A 15376-nucleotide genomic window follows, 5' to 3' on the forward strand; every position below is an offset into this window, starting at 1 on the left:
GAACTGTCCGGCGTACGACAATCTGTGCCTCGGCTACCGGACATGGGGTTCATTCTGCCCTGAATGCACGCCTGGCAGGCGCTTGAGTGGATGCGTAGTCCCCGGCTCGCTGGCCAGGGTTTCGGCTCCGCACTTATCTACCCCTTAGGACAGACGTGGGAATTGTCGGCCTACCGAAGCCGACCCTGATCACGCATTTCACGCACGTCGACAACCTGCCGCGCATCCTGAAGGCCGGCCGGCTCTTCTCGGACAGCAGCGTGGGTCCGCAGTCGGCGACCAACGTCGGCGCCGCGGAGATCAAGGCTCATCGGCGACATCGTCCCGTCTCCTGCCCTCCGGGCGGGGTCGTAGCCGACTACGTACCGTTCTACTTCGCCCGGTGTTCTCCGATGATGTTTCGGATCGCATGCGACCACCGGGACGGCAAGCGGGGGTTGCTGTCTGGCTATGGAACCGGCACGACCTGTCTCACCAAAGCCAGCATCCGGGTGCGGTCCGCAGTACTGGCAGACACCTGCTTCAGGCCGGCCGCTTGAGGTACGCCGAAGAAGCGGTGCAGCACCTCTGCGGCCTGGCGGCCGGTAACGCTGCCCGGCCAGTCCGCTACCCGCAGCCCGGCCGCATGAGCCGCGGTGATGAGCCGCCACAGATCAACCGCGTCCTTGGCCGCGAGCCGTCCGCGGTAAGCGAGCGCCTTCAGGCAGAGCGCGGATGCCACGTCCGGGAGCATGACGCTCAGGTTGAGCGCCTTGCCGCTGGTGAGCTGGACGTGGACGTCGAGTAGCTCGGCAGGCCGATGCAGCGCGAGCACGAGGCCGGGCACCTCGTCGACCACCAACTCGCCGTGTCGTTGGTTGGGCACCAAGGCACCCCGGTACGACGGCGCGAGGATGTCGACCACCAGAGTCAGCGGCCCTTGGGAGTCTTCGACCTCGCGGGTGAACCGGTTGGCTGCCTCCCGAGATGTGTAACCGCGCCCGACGAGTTCGGCCGGTAGGCGAGGGTCAGCGACGACGGTGGGCAGGGCGGCGAAGTCGGCGTCCGCCGTCTCGCGCAGTGGCACCTGCGCGGACACGCCGTGCAGCGCGACGAGCAGAGTGACCATGTGACCGCCGACAATCCGGTGGTCGATTTCGAGCGTGGTGGTGATCTTCGCCAGGTCAGCAAGGGTGAGGAATCCTGCGTCTGCGGCTCGGCTGGTCGAGACGAGTGCGACGGAACGCGGTGCCACTGGGGTCGACCCGGTCACGCCGCATGCCTCCGATCATGGTGGCGTTGGCGCAGTGTGTTCCACACGCGTTGCGCCGCCTCTTCGTTGTCGGGGCCTGGCGAGCGCCGGACGTCCCAGAGGATCTGAAGCGGATCGGCGAGCGGAAGGCCGGGCGCCGCCTGGCCGGAGGGTGGGCACAGACCCGGATCGCTCGGCACGGTGAGTTCGAGCGTCGCCTCCTCGCCGCCAGCGGGCACGAACCCCGCGTCGGCCAGGTTCACTCCGTCGCGGGCGTAGATGATCGCCCGTGTCGGGGCACGCCATGGGGCGATGATGTCGGCCGCGACGTCCCCGGACACCACGACGCCGGCAGCATCTGTTTGCGCGGCCATTTCGACGATCGCCCGGGCCTGCTCGACCACTGGAGCCAGGTTGTACCAGTAGGTGCTGATGCCTCCCGGTCCCGGATAGGTCGACAGCCACCACCGGATCGCTTCGTCAAGATCCCGCACGACCCAGCCGCTCGGCGTGCGGCGCACGAGGTCTTTGTCAGTCAGTGCCGCCAGCGCCTGGGAGATCCGTGGTTGGGAGACGCCGACGAGGACGGCCAGTTCCTGCTGGGTCGCGTACGGCCGTTGGATCAGCCGGCGGACCAGGGTGAAGGTGCCCCACGGCACCCGACCGCGCTTGGCTGATCGCTTCACTGCCTCCGTTGGGGGTCGCAGCGCGACCCGTTCCCCGTCGAGGCGCAGCACACCCGTCACCTGTTGCTCACCGTCGATCAGCCAGGACCAGCCGGCGGCGTCGATTGCTTCCCGCACTGCGACCGTCGCCGACGGGACGATGATCAGACACGGTCCGGCGTGGCGGTCGATCGACATGGTGATGTCGCGCGGGGTCAGCGGAGTAGGGGAGGCGATGACGGTCAGCGTGGCGCGGGCATCGGCGTAGCTCAGTTCAACCCGGTCAGCCGCACGCGGCACGAGCGCGACCCCCGCTTCAGTCAGCGCCTGCCAGACGGACGCCGATATAAGCATCACCCAACCTCCTTCGGTAATACTTATACACCCTGTTCGCCAGCTTCTCAGCCGAGTTGGTCAGAAGACCGACGATGCTGACCGGAATCCCGGAACCGCCCCGTCGAAGCCGCCGAATGTCTTGCCTCGATCACCACAAATTGCCATCGATCAGTTGGTTCTTGCTGATCGATGGCGGTAGAGGGTTGCCTGATCGGTAGCGACGTGCACAGGATACGGGGACGCTCGATCAGCGTGCGTAGATCCACCGGCGCCTGGGCCACCCCGGGCCGGTGGTCTTCCACCTATGAGGAGGTTTCGTGGCACGACGCCGCTTCGCGGGGATAGCAGCCAGCGCCATCGTCCTACCGTTACTCGTCATCGCTCAGCCGACCGCCGCCTCGGCCACCCCGGAGGCCGCGACCGTCAAGCCGGTGCCGGCACCGGCCACGGGGCTTGCCAGTGATGTGCGGGAGCTGACCCGCAAGGACTTCACCTTCAACGGGCAGCGCCTGGAGGCGCCGACCCAGTATCAGCCGCGTACCCAGGCCCGCTCGAAGGCCGTGGCGGCCGACACGCCGCCGGTCGGCACGGTCCGGCAGTGGCTGGCGCTTGACGACTACCAGGGCATCATCTACCTGAAGGACTACACGCTGCGCGGCGTGGGCGACAACATCGAGGTGTGGGTCGCCAACGACACGGAGTTCCCGGAGGGTGACTGCCGTCGGCAGATTCCGAACTCCACGGTGGTCACCGACGAGCAGGTCGCGAACCTGGTCAACGAGTTCGACACCAACATGTACCCGAAGTCGACCGCCGCGTTCAGCACCCCGCCGGAGCGGGACGGCAGCAACGCGCAGATCGGCGGGGACTTCACCGGTGCCGGTAACCGGACGGTCACCCTCGTCGACAACGTACGCGACGACAACTTCTACGACTTCCCGGCCGCCCCCAGCTACATCGCCGGGTTCCACTTCTCGCTCTTCAACGAGCTGCTCGACCGCAACATCATGACTGTCGACGCGTTCGACTGGGCGCACCGCACCGGCGCGAACCCGCCGAACGAGCCGACCGACGACCTGTGCACCAGCCGGCCGGCCCGCCCGCAGCTGTACGAGGGCACGTTCATCCACGAGTGGCAGCACCTGGCGCACTACTACACCGACCCGTTCGAGACGACCTGGCTGAACGAGGGTCTCTCCGACTTCGTGCAGACGCTCGCCGGGTACGTCGACGCCACCGCCCGGGTCGACGAGCCCGGCACGGACAGCCACATCTACTGCTTCCAGGGCTTCGGCACCGTCCAGACGGACTACAACACGAATCCACGGGACTGCGGCGGCCCGGAGAACTCGATAAACCTGTGGAACGAGGGCAGCACGTCAAGTGGCGTGCTGGCCGACTACGGCAACGTCTACTCGTTCGTGCTGTTCCTGTACGACCGCTACGGCCTGGACTTCATCTCGCGGCTGCACCGCGACGGTGAGCTGCAGGGCTTCGCCAGCCTTGAGGCGGCGTTGAAGGCCGAGGGCGTCAAGGACATGTACAAGGTGATCCACGACTACCAGACGATGAACCTGGTGGACCGGATCGTCGGGAACTCCAAGCTGGGCATCATGCTCGGGGTGGACAAGCGCCGGGTCACCACGGCCAGCCTCGACGCCACGGTGAACCTGGCCAACCCGGCCTCGTACGCGGCTGCCGGCGCGGCACCCAACGGCGCCGACTACGTGACCCTGCAGAAAGCCAACGGCAAGCCGCTGGGCCTGGGCGACCTGCGTTCGATCAAGTTCCAGGGCGCGAAGACGCTGCCGCCGGTCCCGCTGGCCTGGCAGATCGTCGACGACGACCCGGATCGCAGTGGAAACCCGGTGTTGTGGTCCGGCAACGGCAACAGCCTGGACGTCGCGGCGGTCACCCCGGTGACCGTGCCGGCGGCCGACCCGACGCTGACCTTCCTGGCGAAGTACGGTGCCGAGGCCGGCTACGACTACGGCTACGTGAGCATCTCCACCGACGGCGGCGAGACCTGGACCGTCATCCCCGGTGAGGAGACGGTCGCCGGTCCGCTCGGCCCGGCGCTGAACGGCACCACCGACGGCTTCCAGCCGCACTCGTTCGACCTGTCCGCGTACGCCGGGCAGGACGTGCTGGTCAGCTTCCGGTACGTCAGCGACGGCGGTGTCAACGAGGGCGGTCTGCTGATCGACGACATCGCGGTCGGCGGCACGCTGGTCAGCGACGGTTCGAGCCTGGAACCGTTCGACTCGCCGTCGGAGATCAACCCGACGCCGGTGGCGAACTGGAACGTCCGGTTCGTCGGCATCAACGAGAAGCTCAAGCTGGCCTACCAGGTGGAGGTCGACGGCAAGTCGAACTTCACCCTCGGTCTGATCCAGACGGCGCTGCTGTCCGCCTTCCCGAAGGTGGTCGCGATCGTCGCCTACGACGAGCCGACCGAGCAGGTCACGCAGTACGCCCCGTACACCCTCACGGTGAACAACGTGGCGCAGCCCGGCGGCGCTCCGCTGAGCTGACCTGAGCAGGAACTCCCGGTGCCGCCCGGCGCGGCACCGGGAGTTCTTCTGTTTCGGAAGCTGTCGCAGCCCCGGGCTAGGTTGCGGTCATGGAGCAGCGTCTCAGCCTGATCACGCTCGGCGTCGCCGACCTGGCCCGGTCCCGCGACTTCTACCGGCAGCTCGGCTGGCAGGGCCAGGAGGTCGAGCACACCGTCTTCTTCCAGGCCGGCGGGCTCGCCGTCGTGCTGTGGTCGCGCCAGTCACTGGCCGAGGACGCCGGTGTCGAAGACCGGGCCGCGGGCGGTTTTGCCGGGGTCGCGCTGGCACACAACGTCCGCGAGCGCGCCGAGGTGGATCATCTGATGGCCGCCGCCGCCCAAGCTGGTGCCGTGGTCACCCAACCGGCCCGCGACACCTCCTACGGCGGGTACGCCGGCTACTTCACCGACCCGGACGGTCACCTCTGGGAGATCGCCTGGAACCCCGGCTTCCCGATCGCCGCGGACGGCACCATCACCGTCCCCGACTTCGGCGCGACCTGACCCGACCTGGCTTCACCCGGACAGCACGGTGGGCCGGGCAGTCGCCGTCCGCGACGGTCGCCTACCCGTCGCTGGGCCGCCGCCCGGCTATCCACCGTGCCATGCTCTCCCCAACGACTCGCATCCGAGGGGATCGATGTGGAGTTGCGTAGACACCGCACCCTGTTGGTGCTCGGCCTGTTCCTCTTCGTTACCGGCGCGCTCGTGCTGGGCTGCATCGAGGGTCTCACCGTGTTCGGGTGGATCTTCGGCTTCATGACCCTGCTGACCGGCGGCGGTATGGTCCTCGCCCATCGCCAGCCGTTCAAGTTTCACATCGGGCCGAACGGGCTGGTCGTCCAGGTGACCGGGTTCAGCCGGGCGGTGCCATGGGCCGAGGTCGACGCGATCATCCTCGACCCGCAGGTGCCGACGGTGGGCGAGAAGCACCCGATCTCCACCTTTCTGCTGCTGGTGCCGGCGGCGGGCTCGACGATCGGCGGCCCGTTCGACGGTCGGAGCCCGCTCGACGGACGGCCGGCGTTGGTCCTGTTCGACCTCGTCGATGTCAGGCAGCCGGTGAAAGAGGTGGCGGCGGTGCTGGCCCGCTTCGCCGGGAGCCGCTTCACAGACGTCCGCCAACTACACCGTGCCCGTTTCGACTCGCCGCAGTTCACCATGCGGCCGGAAGGGTACGAGCCCGCGCGGGTCAACCAGCTGATCCAGATTGGACAGGACGTGCTTCTCCTCGAACAGTCGGTGGTGCGATCGGAAGCCAAGACGATGTTCGATCGCGCTCGGGCGGAGCTGCCCACCAGCGAGCTGGGCTACGACCGCGCCGAGGTGGACTCGATGCTGGACGAGCTGTCGAGCCTGATCGCCCGCCGGCCTGACGAGGCCGTCCCGCCCAACCAGCACGACCCGTGCAACCCGCGCGACCAGAGCACCCCGCCCGGCTGAGTGTCAGGGATCCGTGGTGACGATGCCGGCAGGGTCAGCGTCCGGGCGGAGTCGGAAGAGCCGTGCAGCCTTGCAACGACCGGAGCTACCGCACGCGGGCCGGGCGGGCGAGGGTCAGTAGCATCAGCAGGGACGCGGCGGCCGCGGCACTGAGCACCACGGCCATCGGGAGCGCGCTGCCCTCTCCGCCGAGCCCGACAAGTGGGGCGGCGCTTGCCGCGACCACGGCCTGGATGCCACCGAGCAGCGCCGCGGCGGTGCCGGCGCGGGAGGCGTGCCGGTCCAGGGCGAGGGCGGTCCCGTTGGGCATCACCAGGCCGAGCGAGCCGAGGAAGACGAAGAGCGCGGCGACGACCACGGGCAGGTTGTTCAGCAGCGCACCGGCGAGCACGGCGAGGGCGGCGAGCAGGCCGAGGCCGAGGCCGGTGACCAGCAGGGGCCGGGGATCGTAACGGTCGAGGAGGCGGGCGTTGAGCTGGCCGACGGCGACGAAGGAGAGCGCGTTGGCGCCGAACAGGATGCTGAACGTGCCGGCGGAGAGGCCGAAGACGTCCTGGAGGACGAACGACGAACCGGACAGGTAGGCGAAGAGGCCGGCGAAGGCGAGGCCCTGGGTCAGCGCGTACCCGAGGTAGATGCGGTCGGTGAGCAGCGTGCGCCCGGCGGCGGCGGTCGCGGCCAGGCCGCCGGCGTTGCGTCGGGTGGCGGGCAGGGTCTCCGGCAGCCGCAGCGCGACGGTGGTGGCGAGCAGGGCACCCACCAGGGCGAGCGCGACGAAGATGGTGCGCCAGTCGCCGACGTTGAGCACCAGGCTGCCGAGGGCGGGAGCGACCATCGGCGCGATGCCGAAGATCAGGACGAGTCGGGAGAAGTACTTGGCGGCGGCCCGGCCGGAGTACAGGTCACGCACCACCGCCCGGGCGACGACCGTGCCCATGCCGCCGGCGAAGCCCTGCGCGAAGCGGGCCACCGCGAGCGTCTCCGCCGACGGCGCGAGGGCACAGACCAGCGACAACAGGGCGTACGCGGCGACCCCGACCAGCACCGGGCGGCGCCGGCCCCAGCGGTCGCTGAGCGGGCCGGTGACGAGTTGGCCCAGCGCCATGCCGATCAGGCAGGTGGTCAGGGAGAGCTGGATCTGTGCCTGGCTGGCGGCCAGGTCGCGGGTCATCCCGGGAAATGCCGGCAGGTAGGTGTCCAGCGACAGCGGGCCGATCGCGGTGAGGGAGCCGAGCAGCGCCAGCAGCCCGAGCGCGGCGCGGCCGGTGGGTGGGGTGATCCGCTCCGCCGGGCGTACGGGCACGTCGGTCTGCGGCATCGGTTCCCCTCGGCGGTCGGTGCCACCACGGCGTGGCCGGCTGCCGGGGGCGTCCGGCTACGATAGCTCTGCCTACAGAGGTGTTGCAGCGTGAAGGGGCGGCACTGTGACCGACGAAACGCTCGACCAGCTCGGCGACGCCCTCAGCGACCTGCATCGGGTGCTCCGTCGCCGGGCCCTCCAGCGGACCGGCCGGGCCGCCCTGCCGGACGCGCAGGTCGAGGTGCTGCGGCTGGTGCAGCGTCAGCCCGGGATCAGCGTCCGGGAGGCCGCCGCGCGTCTGGGCACCGCCGCGAACACGGTGAGCACCCTGGTCGGCGAGCTGACCACCGCGGGCCTGCTGCGCCGGGACCGGGATCCGGCCGACCGGCGTACCGTCCGGTTGGCGTTGACCGAGGTGGCGTACGAGCGCATCGCCGCCTACGGGCGCTACCGCCGCGAGCTGCTCGCCGCCGCCCTGGCCGACCTCGACGCGACCGACCGGGAGCGGCTGCGCACCGCCGTGCCCGCCCTGTCCCGCCTGGCCGACCACGCCGCCGAGCTGCCCTGAGCGACGCCGGTCCCCGCCACGGGACGGGTGGGTGGCGGACCGGCGCGGTGAGCGCCGGGACGGCAGCCGGATGAAGCGGTACCCGTCAGCCCTGGGCCCGGATCACCTCGTACAGGGCGGTCCAGTCCTGGTCGCCGTGGCCGGCCGCCACCGCCCGCTCGTAGTGCGACCTGACCGCCTTCGGCAGCGCGACGTCGACACCCAGCGCTTCGCTGGTCCGCAGGATGTGCTCGGCCGTGGCGCCCATCATCCGTGCCGTGCTCAGGTCGCCCGGGTGCTCGCCGGCTTCCAGTGCCCGCGCCAGCTCCAGCCCGTCGCCGATCATCGCCGGGATGTCGGTGAGGGTGGTCAGCGCGCCGGGCAGGAACTCCGCCGGAGGCACGCCCGCCGTCGTGACGAGTGCGGTGGCGTGCAGCAGGCTGGACAGGCAGGTCAGGAAGACATCGAGGTGAGCCTGGTAGAAGAGTTGCGCCAGCCCTGGATCGGTACCCAGGTACCTCGGCTCTCCGATGATCCGCAGCACCGGTTCGCTGTGCTGGAACGCCTCGCGGGCTCCGCTGTAGAAGACGTACGCCTCGTTGGTGCCGATCGCGGGGGCGGGCACCATCACCCCGCCGGTCACGAACCGCGCGCCGTGTCCGGTGGCCCACTCGGCCGCCTGTCGCGAGGTGTCGGGGGTGTCGGAGCTGAGGTTGACCAGGGTGCGCCCGGCCAGTGCCCCGGGCTGGCTGGCCACTGGGCCGAGGATGTCGTACATCGCCGGGTAGTCGGTGAGGCTGAGGATGGTCAGTTGGCTGGCGGCCACGGCGGCGGCGGGCGTCGGCGCGAGGTTGGCGCCCCCGGCGACCAGGGCGTCGGCCCGGCTCGGAGTGCGGTTCCACAGCGTGACCGGATGTCCGGCGCGCATCAGGGCGGTGGCCATCGCCTGCCCCATCGGTCCGAGACCGATGACGGTGACCGGCCGGAGATCGCTGTTTCCGCTCATTGGACACTCCCCCAGTGCCGCCCTGCCCGGTGCTGGCCGGCATCGCCATGGTTGGCGATCACAATCCGCATGACAAGTACCCACTATTTTGTTCAATACTTACCTCAAGGTAAGTATTGAAGGTCGGCTACCGGGAGGCGAACCCGTGACATCGAGTGAGAGGCGCGGCCCGTACATCTGCGGGATCGACGCGGCGATGGACGTGGTGTCCGGAAAATGGAAGTCGCTGATCCTGTGGGAGCTGGACAACTACGGCACCCGGCGGTTCGGTGAGCTGAAACGGGGTCTGCCCGGGGTCAGCGAGAAGATGCTCATCCAGCACCTACGTGAGATGGAGCAGGACGGTCTGGTCCACCGCGAGGTCTACCGCGAGGTCCCGCCCAAAGTGGAGTATTCCCTCACCGAGCACGGCCGGTCACTCAACGAGGCGCTCGGTCCGCTGGGCGAGTGGGGCCAACGTCGCGCCGAGCGTCTCGCCGCCGAGGCCCCCACCGTCTCCCCCTGACCGCGCCCGTCGCCCGCCGCCGGGTCCGCACATCACCCGGCACCTTCGGGGAAACTGCACCCTCACCCCGCGGCCAGTGAGCAACTTCGGGGATAGTGCGGCCTCGCACCCGGCACCACCCAGCACCTTCGGGGATAGTGCGGCCTTTCCCAGCGTTGTGCGGAGGGGGCTGGGTGGGTGGGTCAGGTCGTGACGGTGCGGCGGACGCCGCCGTGCAGGCCGCAGGCCCGGGGGCTGCCGCCGGCCAGGCTGACCTTGCCGTTCTCGCACTGCACCAGGTAGCCGCGGCCCTCCCAGAAGCCGGGCACGCAGTCGAAGTGGTCGCACACCTCGCGGGCGGGTTCGCGGACCCGTTCCCCGCCGCAGAAGTCGTACCCCATCGGGTTCTCGGGGGCGCCGCAGCGCCGCTCGGGCTTCGGGCTGGCCGAGCCCGGCTTGGCCGAACCGGTGGCGCGCGGTGCCGGCGCGGAGCCAGTGGGACGCGGGGTCTTCGAGGTGCCGGTGGAGCGCGGGGTCGTCGAGGTGCCCGTCGCGGCCGGCGCTCCGGGGGCGGCCACCGCGGTTTCGGTGCTTGTCGGGTCGGACGGGCCGGAGTTGGCCAGGGCCACCGGCACCATCACGGCGAGAGCGGCGGCGACCACTGCGGTCCGCCGGCCGCCCGGGATCAGGGTCAACAGTCGGGCCTGGCCAGGGGTGGCGATGCCCGGGCGGGACGGGCGCAGCCGGGCGTGCTCGTCGATCAGCTCGTCGAGCTGGTCGATGACCGCCTGCCGCTGCTCGATGGCGTCGGCGAAGGCCAGGGTCAACACGAACCGGAACTCGGCCGCCACGTCCGGGCGCAGCAGCACGCCGGAGGTCCGCCGCCGGTCCAGCACCTGGATCAGGGTGACCGAGGCATGCGGGTCGTGGGCCAGACCGGTCATCCGGCCGTACGCCCAGTCGCGCCGGCCCCGCCCGCCGAGCAGCACCAGCCGCCGGTTGGTGATCACCGCCATGCCGGCGTCGGTGACCCGTACCCCGTCGGGCAGGCGCCGACGCAGCCGACCGGTAGGCGTACCCACGGTCAGGTCGGGGGCGGGCAGCACGGCGTTGTGCCGCATCTCCACCAGTTGGGCGGCCGGCACCACTCGGAGTACGACCTCGTCGGGGGCCAGTTCGAGCGGCAGTCCGTCGCCGGCCGTGGCCGAGCCCTGACACTGCTCGGCGAGCGTACGCAGGCGGCGCAGTTCGTCGTCGCGTCGCCGCCAGCCTCCCTCGGCGCTGCGGAACAGCCGCAGCCGGCGCTCGTTCTGCCGGCGCGCCCACCGGTACCGCCATGTCGAACCCGTCGAATCAGTCCTCGCCACGCCGAACTCCTTCGCCGCGCATGCCACCAACCGCAGGCCACCAGATGGGGTGTCACAGTGTTAACGGTTGCGAGCACCGGCATGGACACGGCCAGAAGTGGTCGAATTACCCGATCGGTGGAGCAATACGGACGAGACGGCGGTTCCGCTCTGCCCCGTTCGCCTTCCGTTCCGGCGGCTGTGACGTAACCGGCCACCGGTACGCCGATCAGTTGTGGGGAGTAGACGAGGGCTGCAACACGCGCCCACCACCAAGCGGCCCGGTGGCGGAACGACCGTGACCGTCCCCGGTGCGCCTACCGGGAGCGGTCCGGCCGCGACGCCGCGCACCCCAGGCCGCTGACCGCGGGGCCGGGCGGGTTCTCCCCGACCCGTCCGGTCCCGCGCCCACGTCGGCGGGCGATCACGGTGACTCGACGGTACTGATCAGGAACTTCTGCACCTCGGCCTCGACGATCGCGACCTGCTGCTCCGGTTCCGGGCCGGAGCCACGGAAGTCCAGCAGCTGCTCCTCGGACTCCCACCGCTCATAGACGTTGATCCGCCCCGGCTCGATCAGGTCCGCACTGATGGCGAAGTCGAGGCAACCGGGTGCCTCGCGGGCCTGGCGGACGATCTCGGCGCAGGTGGCCAGGTAGTCGTCCCGCCCGGCGGGTTCGACCTGTAGCGTGCCGGCGACGATCAGCAAGGCAACCTCCGAAGATCGGGAGAGCGGACGCCAGTCATACTCTCCCGATCCGCCCTCGTCCGCACGCCCGATCAGGCACGGGTGATCGCGTTGGCGTGGATCGCCTCGGCCAGGTACTCCGTCAGCCCGGGTGCCATCGCCTCATAGTGCGCGGTGAAGCGTTCGTCGGCCAGATACAGGTCGGCCAGCCCGGTGTGGATCTCGTACGTGCACTCGTAGAACCACCGGCTGATCTGCTGCCGATGCTCCTCGGCCAACTCCATGGCCGCCGGCCCCTCGGCCGGTGCGCCCGAGGCCATCAGCGCCACGATCCGCCGCCCCCAGTCCTCGGTCTCGGCCTTGAGCCGCTGCCAGTCCTCCTTGCGGTAGCTCGACGTCCGCCGGTTCGACTCCCGGTACGCCTCGGTGCCGCCCCACCGCCGCTCCGCCTCCTCGGCGTGCGCGTCCGGGTCGAAGTCGCCGAAGACCTCGAACCGCTCCTGCGGGGTCAGTCGGATGTTCATCTTGCCCGCCTCCATCGCGAATTCGATCGCCGCGACCATCTCCTGCAGGCGCTTGATCCGCACCGTCAGCAGCTCGTGCTGGCGACGCAGGTGCGCTCCCGGGCCGCTCGCCGGGTCGTCGAGGATCACGGCGATCTCGTCCAACGGGAACCCCAGCTCGCGGTAGTACCGGATCAGCTGCAACCGCTCCAGATCCGCCTCCGAGTAGCGGCGGTATCCCGAGCCGCTCCGCCCGCTCGGCGTCAGCAGTCCGATCTCGTCGTAGTGGTGCAGCGTCCGGACCGTCACGCCGGCGAGCTTCGCCACCTGACCTACCGTGTGGGCCATGGTTCCCCCTTTCCGGGAACCACGGTCCCGCCTGCCGTTAGGTGAGGGTCAAGCCCGATTCTGCGACGCCGGACACACCTGGCGGGTCGCAGTTCACCAGGACCGTACGCAGCTCGGCCAGGCTGGCCGGTCGACCGTAGCGGTAGCCCTGCCCCTGCGCGCAGCCGATCGCGGCCACCGCCTCGTGCTGCCGCTCGGTCTCCACCCCCTCGGCCACCACGCCCAGGTCGAACGCGCCGGCCAGCCGGGTCACCATCTCCACCGTCGCGTACGCCCGGGTGTCCTCGGGGATCCGGGACACGAACGAACGGTCGATCTTCAACTCGGTCGCCGGGATCCGGTGCAGGTAACTCAGCGACGAGTACCCGGTGCCGAAGTCGTCGATGGCGATCCGGATGCCCAGCTCGCGCAGCTGGCCCAGCCGGTCCAGCACCGCGTCGCTGCCCTCGATCAGCGCCGACTCGGTCAGCTCCAGGGTCAGCGCCCGGGGTGCCAGCCCGGCACCCGCGGTGGCCTCGGTGACCGTGGCGATCAGGTCGGGCCGGCGCAGGTGCGACGCGGCGATGTTCACCGCCACCGTCGCGGACGGCACGTGTTCCTGCCAGGTGGCCGCCGCCCGGCACGCCTGGTGGATGACCCACCTGTCGATCGGCAGGATCAGCCCGGTCTCCTCGGCCAGCGGCAGGAAGCGGGCCGGGCTGAGCACGCCCAGCCGGGGGTGACGCCACCGCACCAGCGCCTCCGCGCTGCGTACCGCCCCGGTGGCCAGATCCACGATCGGTTGGAACTCCAGGTGCAGTTGCTCCTCGTCGACCGCCCGCCGCAGGTCGGCGATGAGCTCGGCCCGGCTCACCGCCGACTCCCGCAGCCCCTGTGTGCACCGCCGGTACGCGGACTTGCCGGCCGCCTTCGCCGCGTACATGGCGATGTCGGCGTCGCGCAGCAGATCCGTGTGGGAGATGTGCTGCGGCCCGTACTCGGCGATGCCGATGCTCGCCGACGGGTGCACCCCGACCAGTTCCTCTCCCGGAGACGGTTGCAGTGCCCTGAGCAGCCGCTCGGCCAGCCGCTCCGGCGCCAGCGGCCGTCCGTCGGTTACCAGCACCGCGAACTCGTCCCCACCGATCCGGGCGATCAGGCCGTCGTCGCCGACCGCCCGGCGCATCCGGCGGGACAGACCGGACAGCAGCGTGTCGCCGGTGGTGTGCCCGAACCGGTCGTTCACCTGCTTGAACCCGTCCAGGTCGAGCAACAGCACGGCGACCCGGTTGGTGCCACGCAGCGCACCACGCAGCCGCCGGGTGAAGGCCAGCCGGTTCGGCAGCCCGGTGAGCTGGTCGACGTAGGCGAGCTTGCGTAGCTGCCTCACCAGGCGCAGGTTCTCGTTGGCCGCCAGCCCCTGCCGCAGTGCGAGCGTGGCCAACAACGCCATCATCGCCAGGAAGATCGGCAACGGGGTGTGGCCGCTGGCGTCGCGGGCCAGCATGGTCGCCACGATCGCCCCGCCCACCGGCAGGTAGGGCAGCACCACCCGCCACCACGGCGGCAACGGGGCGTCCCCGGCCTCCTCGTCGGCGCCGTGGTCCCGGGGCGGGGGCATCCGGGTCGCGGCCACGATCAGCAGGTAGCTCAACGGCCAGAGCACGTCGATCGGAGTGCCGGGCTGGTAGGTGCCGGCGGCCACCCACGACACGTAGACCGTGTCGGCCACCGCCCGGACCGTGAGGCTCGCGCCGAGCAGCGCCAGCGGCCGCCACACCGGCCGGCTCGGACCGACCACCGCGATCAGGATGGTCAGCTGCACCAGGTCGAACATCGGGTACAGCAGGCCGGCCGTACGCAGTGGTTCGTCCAGGTCGGCCAGGCTGACGTTGCGGAAGATCAACAGCCAGCCGATCGGAATCAGCGCCAGCCCGACGATCACCCCGTCGAGCAGGGTCCGGGCCCGACCCACCCTGGTACGCGGCGCGGTGACCGAGCAGAACAACGCGGCGGTGCCGGTGACCAGGCTGGCCGCGAAGATCAACCCGATGGGCAGGGTGTGCGGCAGGCTCTCACCGAGCAGCCGCTGCGATGTCCACAGTGCCCGTCCGGCCAGCGACAACGCCATCGTGGCGGCCAGCAGCAGCCAGAACCGGCGTACCGTCGGATGCCGGCGGGACGCCGCGACGCAGGCGATCGCGGCCCAGCCCGCCACGGTGAGCGCACCCAGATCGCTCACCAACGCGCCGGCGGGCAGCCCGAGCATCAGCCACAGCGCCTCGACCGCGACGACGACGCCGGCACCGACCAGCCCCACCCGGCCCACCCGGTCCGTTCCAGGCGAGCGCGCGGCGGCCCGCTCGACGTCCTTCCGCGACACAGCGATCGCTCCGGCTCTCTCTCGTGCGTACACCCTCGACGGTGAGGTCCGGCCCCGGCAAACCCCGAAAGCCTAGCCACGCCCGCCGCCACCCCGCCAGATCCACCGGTACGCAACTACCCCACCCGACGGTTCCCGAATGCGGCGACGCGGGCAGCGACCCGCTCGCGGTCGCCCCGTGGTGCCCCTGTCGCGCCGGTCGGGCTCGCACCGCCGGGGACGGCGCCATGCTGGCCGGGCCTCCCACTGCAGCCCGCCGACCAAGACCCACCGCAACGCGGTCATTACTCCTCGTAGCCATGACGACAAGTCATTGAACGTCACCACCGGGCCCGCCACCGACAATGCCGCCTTCCACCTTTGCTCTGCTTACCTATACGCAACCCCACGTTGAGCAGGCCTTGTCGGAGTGGCGCGGCGTTCGCCGCAATCACTCAGCGCAACCTGTGCGTATAGGTAAGCAGAGCAAAGCGTCCGAAGGGGATGGTGTCCCTGGCCGCGGATGGTTACTCCCGGCGGTCGACGGTCCGGCTCGGCGCTGGGTGGGTTCGTCAGGGCGGGTG

Annotated in this window: 13 protein-coding genes; 5 read left to right on the forward strand and 8 right to left on the reverse strand. The window is 70.3% G+C overall.

From position 1 onward, the window contains the following. Positions 1-448: 448 nt before the first annotated feature. Both O3597_RS20170 and O3597_RS20175 read right to left on the reverse strand, forming a co-directional pair. Positions 449-1252, reverse strand: a complete 804-nt coding sequence (locus O3597_RS20170) for a hypothetical protein (protein ID WP_281602064.1) — start codon at positions 1250-1252, stop codon at positions 449-451. Then, on the reverse strand, positions 1249-2250 hold the full coding sequence (locus O3597_RS20175) for a helix-turn-helix domain-containing protein (RefSeq protein ID WP_281602065.1): 1002 nt from the start codon (positions 2248-2250) through the stop codon (positions 1249-1251). The genes O3597_RS20170 and O3597_RS20175 overlap by 4 nt, the downstream gene beginning before the upstream one ends. 299 nt (positions 2251-2549) lie before the next feature. Here O3597_RS20175 and O3597_RS20180 point away from each other — a divergent pair, with 299 nt between their 5' ends. From O3597_RS20180 to O3597_RS20190, 3 genes are all read left to right on the forward strand, one after another. Further along, positions 2550-4766, forward strand: coding sequence for a choice-of-anchor J domain-containing protein (locus tag O3597_RS20180; RefSeq protein WP_281602066.1), 2217 nt, complete (start codon positions 2550-2552; stop codon positions 4764-4766). Between the two features lie 89 nt (positions 4767-4855). Continuing rightward, positions 4856-5290, forward strand: a complete 435-nt coding sequence (locus O3597_RS20185) for a VOC family protein (RefSeq protein ID WP_281602067.1) — start codon at positions 4856-4858, stop codon at positions 5288-5290. A gap of 138 nt (positions 5291-5428) precedes the next feature. Then, positions 5429-6229 (forward strand): hypothetical protein, encoded by an 801-nt coding sequence (locus O3597_RS20190; protein WP_281602068.1) that lies wholly within the window; start codon positions 5429-5431, stop codon positions 6227-6229. An 85-nt stretch (positions 6230-6314) separates the two neighbouring features. Here the strand turns inward: O3597_RS20190 and O3597_RS20195 are convergent, their stop codons facing one another. Beyond that, positions 6315-7547, reverse strand: a complete 1233-nt coding sequence (locus tag O3597_RS20195; RefSeq protein ID WP_281602069.1) for a multidrug effflux MFS transporter — start codon at positions 7545-7547, stop codon at positions 6315-6317. A 106-nt stretch (positions 7548-7653) separates the two neighbouring features. Between O3597_RS20195 and O3597_RS20200 the strand changes: the two genes are divergently transcribed. Then, positions 7654-8097, forward strand: a complete 444-nt coding sequence (locus tag O3597_RS20200) for a winged helix-turn-helix domain-containing protein (protein ID WP_164449963.1) — start codon at positions 7654-7656, stop codon at positions 8095-8097. An 85-nt stretch (positions 8098-8182) separates the two neighbouring features. On the opposite strand, the gene O3597_RS20205 is transcribed toward O3597_RS20200, so the two are convergent. Beyond that, positions 8183-9082: an NAD(P)-binding domain-containing protein gene (locus O3597_RS20205; RefSeq protein WP_281602070.1), complete on the reverse strand. Its 900-nt coding sequence runs from the start codon at positions 9080-9082 to the stop codon at positions 8183-8185. A gap of 196 nt (positions 9083-9278) precedes the next feature. Between O3597_RS20205 and O3597_RS20210 the strand changes: the two genes are divergently transcribed. Next, positions 9279-9587, forward strand: coding sequence for a winged helix-turn-helix transcriptional regulator (locus O3597_RS20210; protein ID WP_164450062.1), 309 nt, complete (start codon positions 9279-9281; stop codon positions 9585-9587). A gap of 182 nt (positions 9588-9769) precedes the next feature. On the opposite strand, the gene O3597_RS20215 is transcribed toward O3597_RS20210, so the two are convergent. The 4 genes from O3597_RS20215 to O3597_RS20230 form a co-directional block, all read right to left on the reverse strand. Beyond that, positions 9770-10933, reverse strand: coding sequence for a hypothetical protein (locus tag O3597_RS20215; RefSeq protein ID WP_281602071.1), 1164 nt, complete (start codon positions 10931-10933; stop codon positions 9770-9772). 403 nt (positions 10934-11336) lie between these two features. After that, positions 11337-11621, reverse strand: coding sequence for an antibiotic biosynthesis monooxygenase family protein (locus tag O3597_RS20220; RefSeq protein ID WP_164449960.1), 285 nt, complete (start codon positions 11619-11621; stop codon positions 11337-11339). 71 nt (positions 11622-11692) lie between these two features. Further along, positions 11693-12451, reverse strand: coding sequence for a MerR family transcriptional regulator (locus tag O3597_RS20225; protein ID WP_164449959.1), 759 nt, complete (start codon positions 12449-12451; stop codon positions 11693-11695). A 37-nt stretch (positions 12452-12488) separates the two neighbouring features. Next, positions 12489-14813: an EAL domain-containing protein gene (locus O3597_RS20230; protein WP_281602072.1), complete on the reverse strand. Its 2325-nt coding sequence runs from the start codon at positions 14811-14813 to the stop codon at positions 12489-12491. Between the last annotated feature and the right edge of the window lie 563 nt (positions 14814-15376).

The sequence above is a fragment of the Verrucosispora sp. WMMA2044 genome, from assembly GCF_027497155.1.
In the GTDB taxonomy this organism is placed as follows: domain Bacteria; phylum Actinomycetota; class Actinomycetes; order Mycobacteriales; family Micromonosporaceae; genus Micromonospora; species Micromonospora palythoicola.

What these genes read in the sequence shown, in the direction of transcription:
- O3597_RS20175 (WP_281602065.1), bottom strand. Translation starts at nt 2,250, where the DNA reads ATGCTTATATCGGCGTCCGTCTGGCAGGCGCTGACTGAAGCGGGGGTC.
- O3597_RS20205 (WP_281602070.1), bottom strand. Translation starts at nt 9,082, where the DNA reads ATGAGCGGAAACAGCGATCTCCGGCCGGTCACCGTCATCGGTCTCGGA.
- O3597_RS20210 (WP_164450062.1), top strand. Translation starts at nt 9,279, where the DNA reads ATGGACGTGGTGTCCGGAAAATGGAAGTCGCTGATCCTGTGGGAGCTG.
- O3597_RS20225 (WP_164449959.1), bottom strand. Translation starts at nt 12,451, where the DNA reads ATGGCCCACACGGTAGGTCAGGTGGCGAAGCTCGCCGGCGTGACGGTC.
- O3597_RS20185 (WP_281602067.1), top strand. Translation starts at nt 4,856, where the DNA reads ATGGAGCAGCGTCTCAGCCTGATCACGCTCGGCGTCGCCGACCTGGCC.
- O3597_RS20195 (WP_281602069.1), bottom strand. Translation starts at nt 7,547, where the DNA reads ATGCCGCAGACCGACGTGCCCGTACGCCCGGCGGAGCGGATCACCCCA.